Source organism: Pantoea sp. ABR1s (assembly GCF_057812235.1).
The window spans coordinates 1,498,916-1,515,808 of the sequence record NZ_CM173823.1 but is presented as its reverse complement, the minus strand read 5'-3'; the positions used below and the strand labels follow the sequence as shown (position 1 = coordinate 1,515,808).

Sequence of the window (16,893 nt, the reverse complement as noted above, 5' to 3'; positions counted from 1 at the left end):
GCTATGTTTGCCTGGGTAACGCTGTTAACTCAACCCGATTATCTGGTGGGCGTGAAAGCGCTGCACCGTTCGCTGCAACAGAGCCACAGCCAGTGGCCGCTGGTGGTGATGACCACGCCGGCGATTTCAGCGTCTGACTGTCAGATTTTGCAGGATGAGGGCTGTGTCATTAAACCGGTCGACCCCCTCTATCCGCGCGACGATCTGGATCAGCACTACGCATCGGCGCAGTTCGGCGAAGTCTGGACCAAGCTGCGCGCCTGGCAGCTCACCGATTATGAGCGCGTCGTGTTTCTGGATGCCGATATGCTGGTCCTTCAAAACATGGATGAGCTGTTTACCCTGGATCTGGGCGATAACCCGCTCGCCGCCTGTCACGCCTGCCGCTGTAATCCCAACCAGATTGCCTCTTATCCGGCAGAGTGGCAGCCTGAGCAGTGCCACTATACCTGGCAGGCGCGCGGTGAAAAGGCGCCAGAGAGTGTGGATCTTTACCTGAACGGCGGTTTTCTGGTGCTGAAGCCCGATAATGCGATGTTCGACGCACTGGAAAAGCGTATTGCCGCCATTGATGATCTCAGTAACTATCCCTTCTCCGAGCAGGATCTGCTGAACGAAGTGTTTGCCGATCGCTGGAAGCCGCTCTCTTACATCTACAATGCCTTGAAAACGCTGCCGTTTCAGCACAGCGGTCTCTGGCACGATGAAGAGGTGAAGAACCTGCACTATATTCTGGCAAAACCGTGGAAACGCGATCTTGGCCAGCCCGAGAGTCAGCGCGATCGCTTTTATGCGCTGGATAAATTGTGGTGGGAAAAAAGCGGTCTGATCTGATCGGCTGCGGGCGGGAAGCCAACGTTTCCCGCCCTGCCCGCCAGTGTTAATCAACACATCGGCAATACCCTTTATCCCTCTGATTCTGCCCTATACCTCAATCCAGCGGCGTTGCACTGCTGAGTGAGCAATCGCTTCCAGCACCTTCTGAACCTGCAGTCCCTCTGCAAAATCGGGCCACATGCGATCGCCCGCCGCGATGCCGTTGATCAGGTCGCGAATCTCCACCGTTTTCTGGTCGTTAAAGCCGATGCCGTGTCCGGCAGAAACACAGAAGTTCGCGTAATCAGGGTGCGCTGGTCCGGTCAGGATAGTTTTAAATCCCTGACGCCCGGCCGGTTCGTCATGCAGATAAAGCTCCAGCTCCGCCATGCGCTCCTGGGTGTAGCGCAGTGTGCCTTTAGTGCCGGTGACAACGTAAGTCAGGCCCATTTTTGCGCCACAGGCGATGCGTGAGGTTTCAATCACGCCGTGCGCGCCGTTATGGAAGCGCAGCAGCGCGCTGGCCTGATCTTCGTTTTCGACCGGTAACTGCCGCGCAGGCTCTTTCGGGTCGGGCCGGGAGGCGATCACCGTCATCATGTCGCCGCTGACCTCAGCAATGTCACCCACCAGGTAGTGCGCCATATTAACGATATGCGCCGCCAGATCGCCCAGCGCACCGAGACCTGCCAGCGCTTTCTGACAGTGCCAGTCGAGCGGCGTTTCCGGTCTGGCGAGATAATCCTCGTTATGGGTGCCGTAGAAATGCACCACGTCGCCTATCTCACCATTGGCAATGATCTCTTTCGCCAGCTGGCTGGTAGGGTTTTTCATATAGTTGAAGCCCACCAGCGTTTTGACTCCGGCCGCATCGGCTGCCGCCACCATCTCCTGCGCATCCGCCACGCTTAATGACAGCGGCTTTTCTGAATAAACGTGTTTGCCATGGCGTATCGCCTCCAGCGCCATCTCTTTATGCAGGAAGTTGGGGGCGCAGATATCCACGACATCAATCGCCGGGTCGCTGACCAGCGCGCGCCAGTCACCCGTCGAGCGCGCGAAACCAAAGGTCGCCGCCTGACGGGCGGCCAGCTCCGGGTTCACTTCAGCCAGCATCTCCCGCACGATTTTGCCTTTTAGTGCAAATACGGTGGGGGCCTGCGCATAAGCAATCGCGTGGCAGCGTCCGATATAGCCGCTGCCAATCATGCCGATTCTGACTTTGTTCATTTCAACTCCGGAGATTCAGTTCAGGGTTGAAATGGAATCTACGTTTCGTTTTTATTGCTGACAAAGCCAGAATCCACACTTTGTGACGCCCGTAAAAAACTATCCGGTTAAATCACGCGCCTGGCCGCCTGACAAGGGCTAGACAGCGCCATAACACCTCATAAACACCTCAGTTTTACACGTGCCGTTTTGCCGGATGAGTCAGCCGCACAGGCCGCTCTTTCAGTGCTTAAAACGCCATAATGGCGACTATTTCAGCAGTCGCGCTAATTTATGAAAAAGAGCTTTGACATGGCCCGGCGTGGCCGTTACTATGCGCCCCGTTCAAACGATTCCTCTGTAGTTCAGTCGGTAGAACGGCGGACTGTTAATCCGTATGTCACTGGTTCGAGTCCAGTCAGAGGAGCCAAATTTGAAAAGCCTGCTTAGGAAACTAAGCGGGCTTTTTGCTTTTCATACTTCTGAAAAATTTCTGCGTCTTACTAAGTTTGTTTCCTCTTCAAATCCCCGGTTCTTTTCGTTATTGCCTGATACTTACACATTCGGTTCCGCCCTCACTTAAAGGTTCATTTCTGACCCCTACATCTCATACTCTCTTTAACAAATGCATTAGTAGTGACTTAAAGTGTCATAAATGACCTTTCATCAGCATATTTCGCATTCTGGCGGTAAGATGAGAAGATGCTGCCGTTAATAGGTTCAAAAATGACCCTATTAGCACTATAGTCGGACCATATCGTTTCAAAAAACGTACTGAGAATGCAGAAAAGGTCAAAAATGAATCTTGATGAGATTAAATCTTCGTTGCTAAGCCTTTCTGAGTCAGAGCGGCAAAAGGTATTGGCGGGGTTCGCTTTGAGTAGAGAAGCCACAACAGAAGCGGACAAACCGGACACCCGATCGGAGCTGAGTGATCTAACGTTTCCGACACTGCCACAATTACTGGCCAATGAACTCAAACGACAAAACATCACCTATGAAGAGATGGCGATTCAGATTGGTGTATCACTCTCAACATTTAAACGACTGATTGCTAAGCCATCTTCTGCAAAGGCAATAAATCTTCACGCCTTGCTTAAAGAACTGGGTATAAAAGTATGGCTCGAAAAATAGAGGTGTGGCTTTACAACACGCTGGCAGGAACACTGAGTGAAGGGCAAAGCGGTTATACTTTCTGCTACCTGCCCACTTATGTCGGCTGTGCGATATCTCTCAGCATGCCGGTAAGACCTGAGCCCTATTTAAGTGAAGAGCTACATCCCTTCTTTAAAGGTTTAGCGCCGGAAGGCTGGTTGCGAAAACGCTATTCTGAAATTCAAAAAATTGATGATAAGGATCTGTTCGGCTTACTGATGGAAAATGGCAACGATTTGCTTGGGGCAGTCGTCTTTAAAGAGATAACATCATGAATTCAGAACGCTGCCTGATCACATTAAAACGGCTTAAAGAATCTGAGCTAAAAACCGGCTACTCAACAAAAGGCATCCGGCATCTGCTGGGTAGTCTGAATGTGGCTCTTAGCCTGCCGTTTACGCGCAGTCAGTTTATTCAGGAACTCCCTGAACGTCAGAAAGGCATGAGCATTTCAGGCTATCAACCCAAACTGTCGCTTCGCCTGGCAAAGGGAGAACTGGTGGTCGTCAGCAATGATGGCACCTATATCCTGAAACCCTCTCCGGAAGAATACCCACACCTGGCAGAAAACGAGCATGCCACTATGTGCGTTATGCAGCGTCTGAAATTTGACGTCCCCCCGTTCGGGCTGATGCCATTCAGACACGATGAAAATCGGCCAGGCGAACTGGCGTTTGTCATTAAAAGGTATGACCGGACAGCGTCAGATAACGCGAGATTACATCAGGAACAGCTGGATGGCGCGATGGGTCTCGGCGATAAATATGGCAGGATTGATAATCATAAAGCCATCAGTTACGAGAAAGCCGCTAAATTCCTGAATACCAGAGTGAACAGCAGTTTAAAGAGTAAACGTGACCTCTTTTTGCGCATCGTGTATGCCTATGTGCTGGGAAACAATGATTTTCATCTGCGCAATATCGGGATTATCCTGCCTCCGCAGGGTTCACCCTGGCTGGCACCGGTTTATGACTTTATCAGCGTTGTGCCCTACCCTGCAGCGTTTGGAGAGTATTTAGCTTTGCCCCTGCTGGAACGCGAAGAAAATGATGCAGGAAACGCACCGGGGATGAATTCAGAGTACGGAGAATATCTGGGTGCAGACTTTATCCTGCTTGCCCAGGGTATGGATATTAATCCGACACTGGCACGAAAATGGCTTTCCGAGGTGGTGAGTCATCATCAGCTTATTATCGATACTTATAATGAAAGTCATATGCCTGAATCGCAGCGGGAAGCCGTACTTGCCTACGTGGCCCGAAGAATCACGTTACTGGCAGTGACCGAAATTTAAATGATGCCATTAACCTGTTGTGCCTGGGTTGTAAAAGGATAGTTAAGCGGTCGAATAACTCACCTGCTCTCATAAAAAAAAACCCGCTAATATCAGCGGGTTTCAGGTTTTATAACGTCAACAGCAATCAGAGTTCAAACCGATCCAGATTCATCACCTTGGTCCAGGCGGCAACAAAGTCTTTGACGAATTTTTCACGGGCGTCGCTGCTGGCGTAGACTTCCGCCGAGGCGCGTAACACCGCATTGGAGCCAAACACCAGATCGGCACGCGTGGCGGTAAAACGGGTTTCGCCAGTGACGCGATCCCGTCCAATGAATTTCTCATTGGTCGAATCGGCGGCTTTCCACTCGGTGCGCATATCCAGCAGATTCACGAAGAAGTCTGTGTTCAGCGTCCCTGTGTGGTGCGTGAAGATGCCGTGCTGGCTGCCATCAAAGTTAGCACCCAGCGCACGCATTCCGCCAACCAGCACCGTTAACTCCGGCACGGTCAGGGTCAGCTGCTGCGCTTTATCGATCAGCAGATTTTCGGTGGTGGTTTTGCCGAAGCCAGTACCGTAGTTACGGAAACCATCTGCACGCGGTTTCAGCAGATCGAATGACTCGATATCAGTCTGATCCTGACGCGCATCAACACGGCCCGGAGTAAATGGCACCTCAATTTCAACGCCAGCTGCTTTCGCCGCCTGCTCAACGCCGACCACACCCGCCAGCACGATCACATCTGCCAGTGAAGCCTTGTGCGCTTCGCGTTGCACCGCTTCCAGCGTCGGCAGCACGCGTGCTGCGACGGCATTGACGTCCCACTCACGCTGCGGCAGCAACGCCAGGCGGGCACCGTTGGCACCGCCACGTTTGTCGCCGCCACGGAAGGTTGATGCCGAAGCCCAGGCAACCGAAACCAGCTCGCTGACGCTGAGGCCGGTTGCAGCAATCTTCTCTTTCAGCTGCGCGATATCCGCCACGGTTGGATGATAAACCGGTGCAGGCAGCGGATCCTGCCAGATCAGATCTTCCTGCGGGACTTCAGGTCCGATGTAGCGCGCTTTTGGCCCCATATCACGGTGAGTCAGTTTAAACCAGGCACGGGCAAAGGCTTCGTTGAACGCCTGCGGATCGTTGTGGAAACGACGCGAAATCTTTTCAAACTCCGGGTCAAATCGCAGCGTCAGATCGGTCACCAGCATGGTCGGCTTGTGTTTCTTCGCGGCGTCAAACGCATCCGGGATAATATCCGGGGCATCAGCTGCCACGAACTGGATGGCACCCGCCGGGCTGCGCGTCTGAACCCACTCATATTTGAACAGGTTCTCGAAGAAGTAGTTACTCCACTGGGTTGGCGTCTGAGACCAGATTACTTCCAGACCAGAGGTAATCGCATCTGCGCCAACGCCCGTGCCGTGGCTGTTGACCCAGCCCAGGCCCTGCGCCTCAATCGGTGCAGTTTCCGGATCGACACCGACGTGGCTGGCCGGTGCGGCACCGTGGGTTTTACCCAGCGTATGTCCACCAGCAATCAATGCCACGATCTCTTCGTCGTTCATGCCCATGTTGCCGAAAGTGGCGCGAATAGCCGGGGCCGCAGAGGCAGGATCGCCGCTGTGTTCCGGACCTTCCGGGTTCACGTAGATCAGACCCATTTCGGTAGCGCCCAGTGGCGATTGCGCCAGGGATTCCGGGTGACGGTGTTCCAGCCAGGCGGCTTCTTCACCCCAGTTCACATCCATATCCGGTTCCCAGACATCTTCACGTCCGGCACCAAAGCCAAAGGTACGGAATCCGGAGTTTTCCAGCGCGACGTTGCCCGCCAGAATGTAGAGGTCGGCCCAGGAGATCTTCTGACCATACTTCTGTTTAACCGGCCACAGTAAGCGGCGCGCTTTATCCAGACTAACGTTGTCTGGCCAGGAGTTTAGGGGTGCGAAGCGTTGCTGACCACGACCTGAACCACCGCGTCCGTCCACGGAGCGATAGGTTCCGGCGCTGTGCCAGGCCATACGAATAAACAGGCCGATGTAGCTGCCCCAGTCAGCGGGCCACCAGGCTTGTGACTCGGTGAGCAACCCTTTGATGTCAGCTTTCAGCGCTGAGTAATCTAATTTGGCAAATTCTTTACGGTAATCGAAGGATTCATCAAGCGGATTCGAACGGGATGAGTGCTGGTTCAGCAGGTCAACCCGAAGTTGATTAGGCCACCAGTCGCGGTTGGTTGTTCCGCCGCCCGGCGCCTGATTTTCCTGAGAAGGCTTACCAGCATGAAAAGGACATTTGCCCTCGGGCGCTTCGCGATCGGCTTCGACAATAGGCTTTGCATCTTTTGCATCTTCATCAATGGAATTGCTCATGGTCACACCTCTTTTTTGTATTTTCATCGCTACTCTATAGAGGATTTTCAGGATCGCACACCTGTCTCATCCTATCTGTTTGATAGCTTTTACCTTTTCATATACCTTCTTCAAAAGCTTAAAACAATGAATTGACGGTTGCTGCCAGGCTGCAGAGAGCAGCGAAGCGGCAACCGTCACCCTGAGACTATTCCGACAGCGCCGGTTTCACAACTGCCGTTTTGCTGCCCGGCAGGCGGATGCGGAACCAGATAGCGTACATTGCGGGCAGGAAAACCAGCGTGATCAGGGTGCCGCCCAGCGTGCCACCAATCAGGGTATAGGCCAGCGTTCCCCAGAACACCGAGTGGGTCAGTGGAATAAACGCCAGAATCGCCGCCATTGCCGTCAGCAGCACCGGACGGGCACGCTGCACTGTCGCTTCGACCACTGCATCAAAGGGTGCCAGACCCTCCAGTTCATTGTGGTGGATCTGCCCTATCAGAATCAGCGTGTTACGCATCAGTATGCCCGACAGGGCAATCAGCCCGACCAGTGCATTAATACCAAAAGGCTGACTGAACAGCAGCAGCGTCGGCACGACGCCAATCAGCCCGAGGGGCGCAGTCAGAAAGACCATGATCATCGCCGACAGAGAACGCACCTGCAGAATGATGATCAGCAGAGTGATCGCAATCATGATCGGGAACAGCGGGGCCATCGCCTGGGTCGCTTTACCGGACTCCTCTATTGAACCGGCCAGTTCAATGCGGTAGCCCGCGGGCAGCGTCGCGATGATCGGTTGCAAGGCTTTGTTCAGCGCCGTCGAGACGTCAGGCGGCTCCAGGGAATCGGCGATATCACCCCGAACGGTGATGGTCGGCGTGCGGTCGCGCCGCCGCAGCACGGGATCTTCCATTTTCACCTGCACATCACCAATCTGCGATAAGGGGATACGCTGACCCGCGGTGCCCACCAGCGTGAAGTCGGCGATTTTAGCCGGATCGAGGCGGGCTTCTCCGGCCGCACGCCCCACCACCTGGACCGCGCGGATATCTTCCCGCACGGTAGTGACAGGCACGCCCGACAGCAGAAACTGTAATTGCCGGGCGACGTCACTGGATGTCAGCCCCACTGCCTGCAGCCGGTTCTGATCCAGTGAGAAATGCAGCGTCGGCACGGGGGCGCCCCAGTCAGTGTTCACCGTCCTCATCATCGGGCTGGCCCGCAGTACGGCTTCCATCCGATCGGCAATCGCGCGCAGATGGGCTGGATCAGGCCCCATCACCCGCCACGCCACCGGATAAGGGGAGTATGGGCCAAACACCAGCTGCGTTACACGAACCTGCGCTTCAGGCACCAGACAGCTGGCAATGGCGGCGCGCAGCTGCGTTTTCAGTGCCTCACGCGCGTCCTGACTGTCGGTCAGTACCACCAGCTTAGCAAAGGCCGGATCGGGCAGTTCCGGTGCCATCGCCAGATAAAAACGCGGTGGCCCCTGACCAATATAGGTGGTGACGATTTTTGCCTGCTGCTGCTGTTTAAGCCAGGTCTCAACCTTTTCAGCCGCTGCGCGGGTCTGTTCTATGGCGCTGCCGTAGGGGAGCTGAACTTCAACCAGCACTTCAGGCCGGTCTGAGGTCGGGAAAAACTGTTTTTTCACCAGCGCCATACCGAGCACAGCGGCGATAAACAGGGCAATCACCACGCCTGCCACCCAGCCTTTACGGGCAATCACGCGGGTCAGCAGGCGGCGAAAGCGGTTGTAGTGGCGGGTGTTGTAGATCGCTGCGTGGCCGCCTTCTACCGTTTTGATGGCTGGCAGCAGCTTTACGCCGAGATAAGGGGTGAACACCACCGCGACGATCCAGGAGGCGATCAACGCGATGCCGACTATCCAGAACATATTGCTGGTGTACTCGCCCGCCGTGGACTGCGCAAACCCATTGGGCATAAACCCGACGGCCGTAACCAGGGTGCCTGCCAGCATGGGTGCCGCCGTATGACTCCAGGCATAGGCAGAAGCCTTAATGCGGTCGTAGCCCTCTTCCATTTTCACTACCATCATCTCAATGGCGATAATGGCGTCGTCCACCAGCAGGCCCAGCGCCAGAATCAGCGAACCGAGCGTGATGCGGTCAAAGTTTTTGCCGGAAGCCTCCATCACCACAAACACCACCGCCAGGGTGAGCGGCACCGCAGCCGCGACCACTACCCCGACACGCCAGCCCATGCTGACAAAGCAGACCACCATCACCACCAGCAACGCCACGACGAACTTAACCATAAATTCATCAACCGCCGAGCGGATATTGACGGACTGATCGGTGACCTGAGTCAGTGAGAGCCCCAGCGGCATCGCCTGGTTAATGCGGGCGGTTTCAGCCGCCAGTGCCTTGCCGAGTTCCAGACCGTTCCAGCCTTCACGCATTACGATACCCAGCAGCAGCGCCGGTTCGCCCTGATTGCGCACCATAAAGGTGGCGGGATCTTCGTAACCCCGGGTCACCGTAGCCACGTCCGCCAGCTTCAGGCTTCTCCCCTGCGCCACAATCGGCGTCTCACGGATTTTTTCCAGTTTATCGAACGCGCCATCCAGCCGTATAAAGACCTGCGGCCCCTGCGTATCAATCGATCCCGCTGGCGTCAGGACATTCTGATCGTTCAGCGCAGCAAAAATTGCCTGCGGAGTGATGCCGAGTGTCGCCAGTCGATCGTGTGAAAACGACACATAGATGCGTTCACTCTGCTCACCGATGATATTGACCTTTTTCACGCCAGGCAGATGCAGCAGTCGCTGACGCAGTGATTCCGCTTCACGAACCAGCAGGCGCTGCGGCTCCCCTTTTGCCTTCAGCGCCAGCAGTGCAAAGGTCACGTCGGAGAACTCGTCGTTGATCATCGGCCCGATGACCCCGGCAGGCAGATTTCTGCTCTCATCACCCAGCTTCTTACGCGCCTGGTAAAACTCCTCCTGAACCTGGGAAGGCGGCGTTTTGTCCTGCAGGGATAACATAGTGAAAGCCAGACCGGGGCGCGTGTACGTCTCGCTACGGTCATACCACCTCAGCTCCTGCAGACGCTTTTCCAGCGGCTCGGCCACCTGATCCTGCATCTCCTGAGCCGTCGCACCTGGCCAGGCGGAGATAATCGTCATCTGTTTTACGGTGAACGGCGGATCTTCTGCCCGTCCCAGTTCGAAAAAGGACAAGACGCCCGCCACGGTAATCAGGATGATCAGAAACAGCGTAATAGCGCGCTCGCGCACGGCCAGCGCTGACAGATTAAAGCGTCCCTGGCTCATGGCTGGCTCCCGGCAACGGCAGCGTCATCGGGGCGCACGCGCTCCCCCTGCTGCAACAGATGCGCGCCCAGCGCCACTATCTGATCGCCAGCATTAAGCTGACCCGTGACGGTGGCCGCCTCGTCACTTATCGACACCACCGTCACCGGCCGCCAGGCAACGGTAGCGGGCTGGCCGGTAATATCCCAGACGCCTGGCCCTTTACCGGCATCGTAGATCGCCGCCAGCGGAACCTGCAGCAGCGGTTGCGACGGTTTATTCGGCAGCGTGATTGTGACGGTGGCTCCCAGCGGTGCGCTGGCCAGTGCGCCCTCCAGCACATATCTCGCCTCAAAGGTGCGCGTCATCGGATCGGCCACATCAGCCAGTTGGCGCAGCCGGGCGGAAACCGGCGCACTGTCCGCACCATACAGCGTTGCCTTTGCCTCACTTCCCACTGCCGGGCGCAGGGTCTCCGGCAACTGAACACTTGCCTCGCGCTGTCCGGCTCTGGCCAGTCTGATGACAGCCTCACCGGCACTCACAACCTGACCCGGCTCCGCCAGCGTTGCCATCACCACGCCATCGTCATCAGCCAGGAGCAGCGCATATCCGCTGGCGTTACCTGCAACGCTGGCCTGCGCCTGGGCGGCTTTCAGCTCAGCCTGAGCGGTGGCCGCAGCGGCCCGAATCTGGTCGTATGCCGACGCAGAAACTGCCCCGGTTGCCACCAGAGTGCGGTAACGCGCCTGATCGGCGCTGGCCTGTCTGACGCGTGCCTGCGCGGCGGCAACGGCCTGCTGCTGAGCCTGGGCCTGCAGCCGGAGATCTGCCGGGTCGAGCCGCATCAGCGGCTGACCGCGCTTCACCCGCTGGCCGCTGTCCACCAGCCGTTCGAGGATTTTTCCTGAGACCCGAAAGCCGAGGTCGCTCTGAACCCGGGCAACCACGACGCCACTAAACGCACGGCTGCCATCGGTGGCGCTGATGACCTTTGTGACCCTGACCAGCGGCGGCTGCGTGCGCGGATCGTCTTTGGGTGAATTATCCCGGCAACCCGCCAGCGCCAGTGGCAGCAGACAAACAACCAGAATGGCAGGATTGAACCTGAGCATAGATTACCTTCAACAGTAAGCAGGAGAGTGACGCCATTCTCTTATCATGTGACCAATACTGTCAATAGTCACAAATTGCGTAAAGGCATTGTCCGTTCATACAGGTTATGAAAACACGTTAAACCAGGGAAATGCGTTGATGAAGGGTTCAGGCCTACCCTGAGCAGAGGAAACATCCCATTCAGCAATAAGTGACGAAATAAATTATAAGTCACAAAATCTGCATATTCCGTACACTGGAAACAGAGTGACGAAAAGGCTCTGTCAGGGCATGGAATGGCTCATCAGAGAGAAGTTCAGAGAGAATAAAGCAGAAAAAGCGGGGAGTGATGACGCGCGTTTACAGAAGAATCACCGCAGGCGCTTTGTCATCTGCGCCTGCGGTGGATCTCACAGCGCCCTGCTCTTCAGGGCGCTCTGTCACTTAACGCCAGCCGAGTTCCGGGGCGACATACTTCAGGATCGCCTCAATCACATGGGCGTTGTAGGCGACACCAAGCTGGTTTGGCACGGTGAGCAGCAGGGTATCGGCTTCGGCAATCGCCTCATCCTGCGCAAGCTGCTTAATTAACGCCTCTGGCTCTGCGGCATAGCTGCGGCCAAAGATAGCGCGGGTTTTCTCATCGAGAAAGCCGACGGAATCCTGGTCGTTACCGCTGCGGCCAAAGTACGCGCGGTCCATATCATTCACCAGCGCAAAGATGCTGCGACTGACGGAGACGCGTGGCGCATGCTGATGCCCCGCCGCTTTCCAGGCCTCACGGTAGGCGCGGATCTGTTTAGCCTGCTGAATGTGGAACGGCTCGCCGGTTTCATCATCTTTCAGGGTTGAACTTTGCAGGTTCATGCCCATTTTTGCCGCCCATTCTGCGGTGGCGTTGGAGCCGGATCCCCACCAGATGCGGTCGCGCAGGCCTTCAGAGAGCGGCTCAGGACGCAGCAGGCCTGGCGGATTGGGGAACATGGGCTGTGGATTTGGCTTAGCAAAACCTTCGCCGCGCAGCACCTCCAGAAACTCTTCGGTGTGACGACGGCCCATATCCGCATCGCTTTCTCCCGCTTTCGGTTCAAAGCCGAAGTAACGCCAGCCATCGATTACCTGCTCAGGTGAACCGCGGCTCAGACCCAGTTGCAGACGACCATTGGAGATCAGGTCTGCCGCGCTGGCGTCTTCCACCATGTAGAGTGGGTTTTCGTAGCGCATGTCGATGACACCGGTGCCGATCTCAATCGTTTTAGTGCGCGCTGCAACGGCAGCCAGCAGCGGAAATGGCGAGCTGAGCTGACGGGCAAAATGGTGGACGCGGAAGTAAGCGCCATCTGCGCCCAGCTCTTCGGCGGCGACCGCTAAGTCGATCGATTGCAGTAACACATCCTGCGCGGTACGGGTGGCGGACTGCGACGAGGGCGTCCAGTGACCAAAGGATAAGAAGCCAATATTTTTCATCTGTATTTCTCCTGACAGGCGGTAAACGCCCGTGGATGCAAGGCGATTTCTGATAGAGAAAGGTTACGCCCCCGGAGCCGCGACTGATAGTCAATATCTTTCAGCGCCATATTCAGGAATTTCGACATAGCTAAGCAGATTATCCACTTTGCCTTTGCCCACCCTTTCTTTCACTGTTCAGATTCCCGCTTCCGCTGTCAGGTGAATCATGCACACCGGTTATCTCTCTCTACAGCAGCGCGCCTGGCTTAAAGCGCGTGCACGCAGCTGGCTCTGGCGCAGCGAATTGCCGACCTGGCTGCTAATCGGTGTGATCTATGGTGGCTGGTTTGCGGTGATGCTGAACGCGCAGACGCTGGGACGGCTGCCCGCCACCCTGCTGCTGATCGTCTTCACTGGCTGGTATATGTCGCTGCAGCATGAGCTGATCCACGGCCATCCCACCCGCTGGCCGCGGGTGAATCAGCTATTTGGCACCCTGCCGCTGGCGGTCTGGTATCCCTACGGACTCTATCGCGATTCTCATCTGGCCCATCATCGCAATCACACCCTGACCGAGCCGGATGAGGATCCGGAAACCTACTACCTCTCCGCTGCTCGCTGGGCGAAGTTACCGCGCTGGCAGCAGCAGCTGATTCATCTGCGTAACACTTTTTTGGGACGGTTGCTGCTCGGCCCGCTGCTGGATGTGGCGGCGACCTTCGGCGGGATGTGGCAGGCACTGCGCCGTGGCGATCGGCCCGCGATAGCGATGTGGCTGCTGCACGGGACGCTGCTGGCACTACTGTTTTTCTGGATGGCGCGGCAGGGATTTTCACCGCTGTGGTATCTGCTGGCGGTGAGTTATCCGGCGCTGGCGCTGACCAAAGTGCGATCCTTCTATGAGCATCGTGCGGCGGACGATCCGCTGGCACGGTCAGTGAATAATGAAGCGGCGTGGCCGTGGCGCATGCTATTCCTGAATCTGAACTACCATTCAGTGCATCACGACCTCCCCGGCGTCCCCTGGTATGGCCTGCGCCGCCTCTATCTGCGCGATCGCGAGCATTACTACCACCGCAATCACGGCTTTCGCGTGGCGGGCTATCGGGTCTGGCTGCGTCAGTTCTGGGTCAGACCGGTCGGGGTCAATGTCCATCCGGGACGATCAGCGGAGAAAACGCATGAATAACCTGCTCGCCTTGCCGATGTATGCGATTCACCCGCCCGCCACACGGGCACTGATACAGGCTGTGGTTATCCTGCTGACGCAGCACGGCATCGCTACGCAGCCGGTCTGGCCTGAGGATCTGCTGACACACTGGCAGGATAACCGATTGCTGCTGAGCCAGACCTGCGGCTATCCGCTGGTCAGCCAGCTTCCTGCGGTTCAGCTGGTTGGCACCTTTCACTATCAGGCCCCAGGCTGCACCGGCCGTGACTATCGCAGCTGGCTGGTGGCGCGGGACAAACAGGCGACGCTGGCCGATTTTAACGACCAGCGGGCCGTAGCTAACAGCCTGGACTCTCACTCCGGCTATAACGCGCTGCGGTTTGTGGCTGCGCTTCAGGGCGTGAGATTTTCGCAGCTGTTGCTGAGCGGTGGGCATCGTCAGTCGCTGGCAGCACTGCGTGATTCACAGGCGGATATCGCGGCTATCGACTGCGTCAGCTGGGCGCTGCTGGCGCGCTATGAGCCGGATGCGCTGCGCGGCCTGCATATCATCGGTGAAACGCCAGCCGCACCCGGATTGCCGTTGATCACGGCAGCCCCGACGTCAGTGGACCGGCTGGAGAGACTCCGCTCGGCGCTGCATCAGCTGGTGAACGATCCCGCCTGGCGCACCGTCTGCGACGACAATTTGATCGGCGGATTCAGCCCGGTGCAGCGAGACGATTATCAGGGCGTGCTGGCGTGGGAACAGCAGGCTGCCGCGCTGGGCGTCACCCGGCTGTAACACACCCCTCTGTTTCGAACTGCTTACCGGGCAGGGAAAATCTGATTTCTCTGCATCGTCACCTCCCTGCCCGCGCTTTCCCGACCTCTCATTTCATGCTCCCCGACGCGCTCTGACCGAGGCTAAGACTGGTAAGCCCGGTCACGGCGTTCTAAGGTAGAGGTTTTCAGCAGAGGGAGAGAGGGATGCGCATTCTGATGGCAGGCGCCGGCGCGACCGGTGGATATTTTGGTGCACGGCTGGCTCAGGCGGGCCAGGATGTGACTTTTCTGGTCCGTGAACGGCGTTATCAGCAGCTTCAGGCCAGCGGCCTGGTGTTGCAGACGCCGCAGGGCACTGAAACGCTACAGCCGCAACTGGCCCAGGCGAGCAGCCTGACAGGCCACTATGATCTGATTATCGTGACGGTGAAGAGCTTTGCCCTTGATCAGGTGATGGAGGATATTTCACCTGCAGTGGGTCCGGAAACGCTGATCATGCCGATTCTGAACGGATTGCGGCACATCGCAACGCTGCAACAGCGTTTCGGCGAAGATAGGGTGATTGGCGGCCTGTGCAAAATCAACGCGACGCTGGGTGACAATGGCGAAGTAATCCAGATGACGCCGCTGCATCAGCTCTATTATGGCGCGCTGGACGGTAACAACGATGCGCGACTGCAGCGGGTTGATGCGGCGCTGCGTGACTGTCAGGTCGATACCCGATTCAGCGATAACATCATGGATGAGCTGTGGGAGAAGTGGCTGCTGCTGAGCACGCTCGGCGCGGTTTGCTGCCTGGCGCGCGGGAATACCCAACAGATACTCACCTCGCGCGGCGGCGAAACGCTGTTACAGGGTGTTTTCTCGGAGATTCTGTCAGTCATTACTGCCGAAGGCTATCAGACGCGTCCGGCGGCCACTGCCCGCATTCTTGAGCTGTTAAGCGATCCGGCCACCCCGATGACCTCCTCAATGTACCGCGATTTAACCCAGGGCTTTGATATCGAAGCCGATCAGGTGATAGGTGACCTGCTGCTGCGGGCGAAACGCCATAGTCTCGCCACGCCACTGCTTAACGCGGTGGATGTGAACCTTCAGGTCTATCTGCAGCAGCGTTAATGGCCCTGCCAGATACCGTGACCGGGTGCTGCAACGGACCCGGTTTTTGTGGTCGTGAAAGTGTGGTGTGCAGCAGCAGTGCAGCAGGAAAATTTGCTACACTCGTCGCTTCATCTTTTGGAGAGTTCAATGACTTCCCGCTCCGTGACCCTCGATGATGTCGCTCAACTGGCCGGCGTCTCATATCAAACCGTTTCACGTGTTTTAAACCGTTCTGAACAGGTGTCAGCCCGCACGCGGGAAAGGGTTGAGGCGGCGATGCTGCAGCTCAATTATGTGCCCAATCGTGTGGCGCAGCAGCTGGCCGGTAAGGCGACGCGCACGCTGGGTCTGGCCACCAGCGACCTGGCCCTGATGGCTCCTGCGCAGATCGCCTCGGCGATCCAGCAGCGCGCCGCCGGGGCGGGTTATCATCTGGTGATCGCCATGGACAGTGGTAACGATGCGGCAGCAACGGTGAATGAACTGCTGGCACAGCGGGTCGATGGACTGCTGATCAACCTGCCACTGGAGGCAGATGAGGCGCAACAGATCCAGTTGCTCTGCGGCAGCAAACCGGTGCTGTTTCTGGATGTCGAACCCCAGGCGGCGGTAGCGCAGTGTCAGTATCCGAATGAGTCTGGTGCACGTGCCGCCGTTGAACATCTGGTGGCGCTGGGTCATCGTCAGATTGGTTTGTTAAACGGGCCGCTTCGCTCGGTCTCGGCCCGTCAGCGTGAAAATGCATGGCGTAAGACGCTGGCCGATCATCAGCTGACACCGCACTGTTCTTTACGCGGCGACTGGAGCGCGCAGTCGGGTTACCAGGCGCTGCTGGCGCAGCTTCCCGACGATCTGCCGCAGGCGCTGCTGGTGGCGAACGATCAGATGGCGTTGGGTGCGATGCGGGCGCTGCATCAGTATGGCGTAGCCATTCCTGGCGAGATATCGGTGATTGGATATGATGACACCGCCGAGAGTGCGTGGTATCAGCCGCCGCTGACCACGGTGCGGCAGGATTTGCACGCTCTTGGCGCGCAGAGCGTCGAGCGGATGCTGGCCCGGCTTCAGGGAGCAGAGGCGTCAGACAACGCGCTGGAAACCACGCTGGTGATCCGGGAGACCACCGCCCCGCCTGCTGATGAGCGGGTCAATTTAGTGGCGCTGTCACAGCAGTTACAGGTGATCGCCCGCAGGCTGGCGGGAAAATAACCCTGCGCTGACGCAGGCAA

Annotated in this window: 13 protein-coding genes and 1 tRNA gene; 9 read left to right on the top strand and 5 right to left on the bottom strand. The window is 57.1% G+C overall.

Annotated elements, in window-relative coordinates; genetic code table 11:
- The first annotated feature begins 3 nt into the window (after positions 1 to 3).
- Complete coding sequence (locus ACXKZD_RS06905) at positions 4 to 834, top strand: glycosyltransferase family 8 protein (RefSeq protein WP_033758327.1); 831 nt, start codon at positions 4 to 6, stop codon at positions 832 to 834.
- Between the two features lie 90 nt (positions 835 to 924).
- On the opposite strand, the gene ACXKZD_RS06900 is transcribed toward ACXKZD_RS06905, so the two are convergent.
- Positions 925 to 2,046, bottom strand: coding sequence for a Gfo/Idh/MocA family protein (locus ACXKZD_RS06900; RefSeq protein ID WP_033758329.1), 1,122 nt, complete (start codon positions 2,044 to 2,046; stop codon positions 925 to 927).
- Between the two features lie 333 nt (positions 2,047 to 2,379).
- On the opposite strand from ACXKZD_RS06900, the gene ACXKZD_RS06895 reads away from it, so the two are divergent.
- From ACXKZD_RS06895 to ACXKZD_RS06880, 4 genes are all read left to right on the top strand, one after another.
- A tRNA-Asn gene (locus tag ACXKZD_RS06895) sits at positions 2,380 to 2,455 on the top strand.
- Between the two features lie 368 nt (positions 2,456 to 2,823).
- Positions 2,824 to 3,159 (top strand): helix-turn-helix domain-containing protein, encoded by a 336-nt coding sequence (locus ACXKZD_RS06890; protein ID WP_033788343.1) that lies wholly within the window; start codon positions 2,824 to 2,826, stop codon positions 3,157 to 3,159.
- Positions 3,144 to 3,455 (top strand): HipA N-terminal domain-containing protein, encoded by a 312-nt coding sequence (locus ACXKZD_RS06885; RefSeq protein WP_033758331.1) that lies wholly within the window; start codon positions 3,144 to 3,146, stop codon positions 3,453 to 3,455. Before ACXKZD_RS06890 ends, ACXKZD_RS06885 begins: the two co-directional genes overlap by 16 nt.
- The gene (locus ACXKZD_RS06880; protein ID WP_033758332.1) at positions 3,452 to 4,474 is read left to right on the top strand and encodes a type II toxin-antitoxin system HipA family toxin; all 1,023 of its coding nucleotides are present in this window, start codon (positions 3,452 to 3,454) and stop codon (positions 4,472 to 4,474) included. Before ACXKZD_RS06885 ends, ACXKZD_RS06880 begins: the two co-directional genes overlap by 4 nt.
- A 127-nt stretch (positions 4,475 to 4,601) precedes the next feature.
- Here ACXKZD_RS06880 and katG read toward each other — a convergent pair whose 3' ends face one another.
- The 4 genes from katG to ACXKZD_RS06860 form a co-directional block, all read right to left on the bottom strand.
- A complete protein-coding gene (gene katG / locus ACXKZD_RS06875; protein WP_033758333.1) occupies positions 4,602 to 6,821 on the bottom strand; it encodes a catalase/peroxidase HPI in 2,220 nt (739 codons plus the stop codon).
- Between the two features lie 187 nt (positions 6,822 to 7,008).
- Positions 7,009 to 10,104: an efflux RND transporter permease subunit gene (locus ACXKZD_RS06870; RefSeq protein ID WP_488981961.1), complete on the bottom strand. Its 3,096-nt coding sequence runs from the start codon at positions 10,102 to 10,104 to the stop codon at positions 7,009 to 7,011.
- A complete protein-coding gene (locus ACXKZD_RS06865; protein WP_033758337.1) occupies positions 10,101 to 11,198 on the bottom strand; it encodes an efflux RND transporter periplasmic adaptor subunit in 1,098 nt (365 codons plus the stop codon). Before ACXKZD_RS06865 ends, ACXKZD_RS06870 begins: the two co-directional genes overlap by 4 nt.
- Before the next feature lie 424 nt (positions 11,199 to 11,622).
- A complete protein-coding gene (locus ACXKZD_RS06860) occupies positions 11,623 to 12,645 on the bottom strand; it encodes an LLM class flavin-dependent oxidoreductase (protein ID WP_010247994.1) in 1,023 nt (340 codons plus the stop codon).
- 208 nt (positions 12,646 to 12,853) lie between these two features.
- Here ACXKZD_RS06860 and ACXKZD_RS06855 point away from each other — a divergent pair, with 208 nt between their 5' ends.
- From ACXKZD_RS06855 to ACXKZD_RS06840, 4 genes are all read left to right on the top strand, one after another.
- The gene (locus ACXKZD_RS06855) at positions 12,854 to 13,816 is read left to right on the top strand and encodes a fatty acid desaturase (protein ID WP_187484466.1); all 963 of its coding nucleotides are present in this window, start codon (positions 12,854 to 12,856) and stop codon (positions 13,814 to 13,816) included.
- The gene (locus ACXKZD_RS06850; RefSeq protein WP_488981960.1) at positions 13,809 to 14,582 is read left to right on the top strand and encodes a phosphate/phosphite/phosphonate ABC transporter substrate-binding protein; all 774 of its coding nucleotides are present in this window, start codon (positions 13,809 to 13,811) and stop codon (positions 14,580 to 14,582) included. The genes ACXKZD_RS06855 and ACXKZD_RS06850 overlap by 8 nt, the downstream gene beginning before the upstream one ends.
- Before the next feature lie 185 nt (positions 14,583 to 14,767).
- Positions 14,768 to 15,682 (top strand): ketopantoate reductase family protein, encoded by a 915-nt coding sequence (locus tag ACXKZD_RS06845; RefSeq protein WP_163798716.1) that lies wholly within the window; start codon positions 14,768 to 14,770, stop codon positions 15,680 to 15,682.
- A 129-nt stretch (positions 15,683 to 15,811) separates the two neighbouring features.
- Positions 15,812 to 16,873: a LacI family DNA-binding transcriptional regulator gene (locus ACXKZD_RS06840; protein WP_033758346.1), complete on the top strand. Its 1,062-nt coding sequence runs from the start codon at positions 15,812 to 15,814 to the stop codon at positions 16,871 to 16,873.
- Positions 16,874 to 16,893 lie beyond the last annotated feature (20 nt).

What these genes read in the sequence shown, in the direction of transcription:
- ACXKZD_RS06890 (WP_033788343.1), top strand. Translation starts at nt 2,824, where the DNA reads ATGAATCTTGATGAGATTAAATCTTCGTTGCTAAGCCTTTCTGAGTCA.
- ACXKZD_RS06905 (WP_033758327.1), top strand. Translation starts at nt 4, where the DNA reads ATGTTTGCCTGGGTAACGCTGTTAACTCAACCCGATTATCTGGTGGGC.
- ACXKZD_RS06880 (WP_033758332.1), top strand. Translation starts at nt 3,452, where the DNA reads ATGAATTCAGAACGCTGCCTGATCACATTAAAACGGCTTAAAGAATCT.
- ACXKZD_RS06850 (WP_488981960.1), top strand. Translation starts at nt 13,809, where the DNA reads ATGAATAACCTGCTCGCCTTGCCGATGTATGCGATTCACCCGCCCGCC.
- ACXKZD_RS06900 (WP_033758329.1), bottom strand. Translation starts at nt 2,046, where the DNA reads ATGAACAAAGTCAGAATCGGCATGATTGGCAGCGGCTATATCGGACGC.
- ACXKZD_RS06870 (WP_488981961.1), bottom strand. Translation starts at nt 10,104, where the DNA reads ATGAGCCAGGGACGCTTTAATCTGTCAGCGCTGGCCGTGCGCGAGCGC.
- katG (WP_033758333.1), bottom strand. Translation starts at nt 6,821, where the DNA reads ATGAGCAATTCCATTGATGAAGATGCAAAAGATGCAAAGCCTATTGTC.
- ACXKZD_RS06885 (WP_033758331.1), top strand. Translation starts at nt 3,144, where the DNA reads ATGGCTCGAAAAATAGAGGTGTGGCTTTACAACACGCTGGCAGGAACA.
- ACXKZD_RS06840 (WP_033758346.1), top strand. Translation starts at nt 15,812, where the DNA reads ATGACTTCCCGCTCCGTGACCCTCGATGATGTCGCTCAACTGGCCGGC.
- ACXKZD_RS06845 (WP_163798716.1), top strand. Translation starts at nt 14,768, where the DNA reads ATGCGCATTCTGATGGCAGGCGCCGGCGCGACCGGTGGATATTTTGGT.
- ACXKZD_RS06860 (WP_010247994.1), bottom strand. Translation starts at nt 12,645, where the DNA reads ATGAAAAATATTGGCTTCTTATCCTTTGGTCACTGGACGCCCTCGTCG.
- ACXKZD_RS06865 (WP_033758337.1), bottom strand. Translation starts at nt 11,198, where the DNA reads ATGCTCAGGTTCAATCCTGCCATTCTGGTTGTTTGTCTGCTGCCACTG.
- ACXKZD_RS06855 (WP_187484466.1), top strand. Translation starts at nt 12,854, where the DNA reads ATGCACACCGGTTATCTCTCTCTACAGCAGCGCGCCTGGCTTAAAGCG.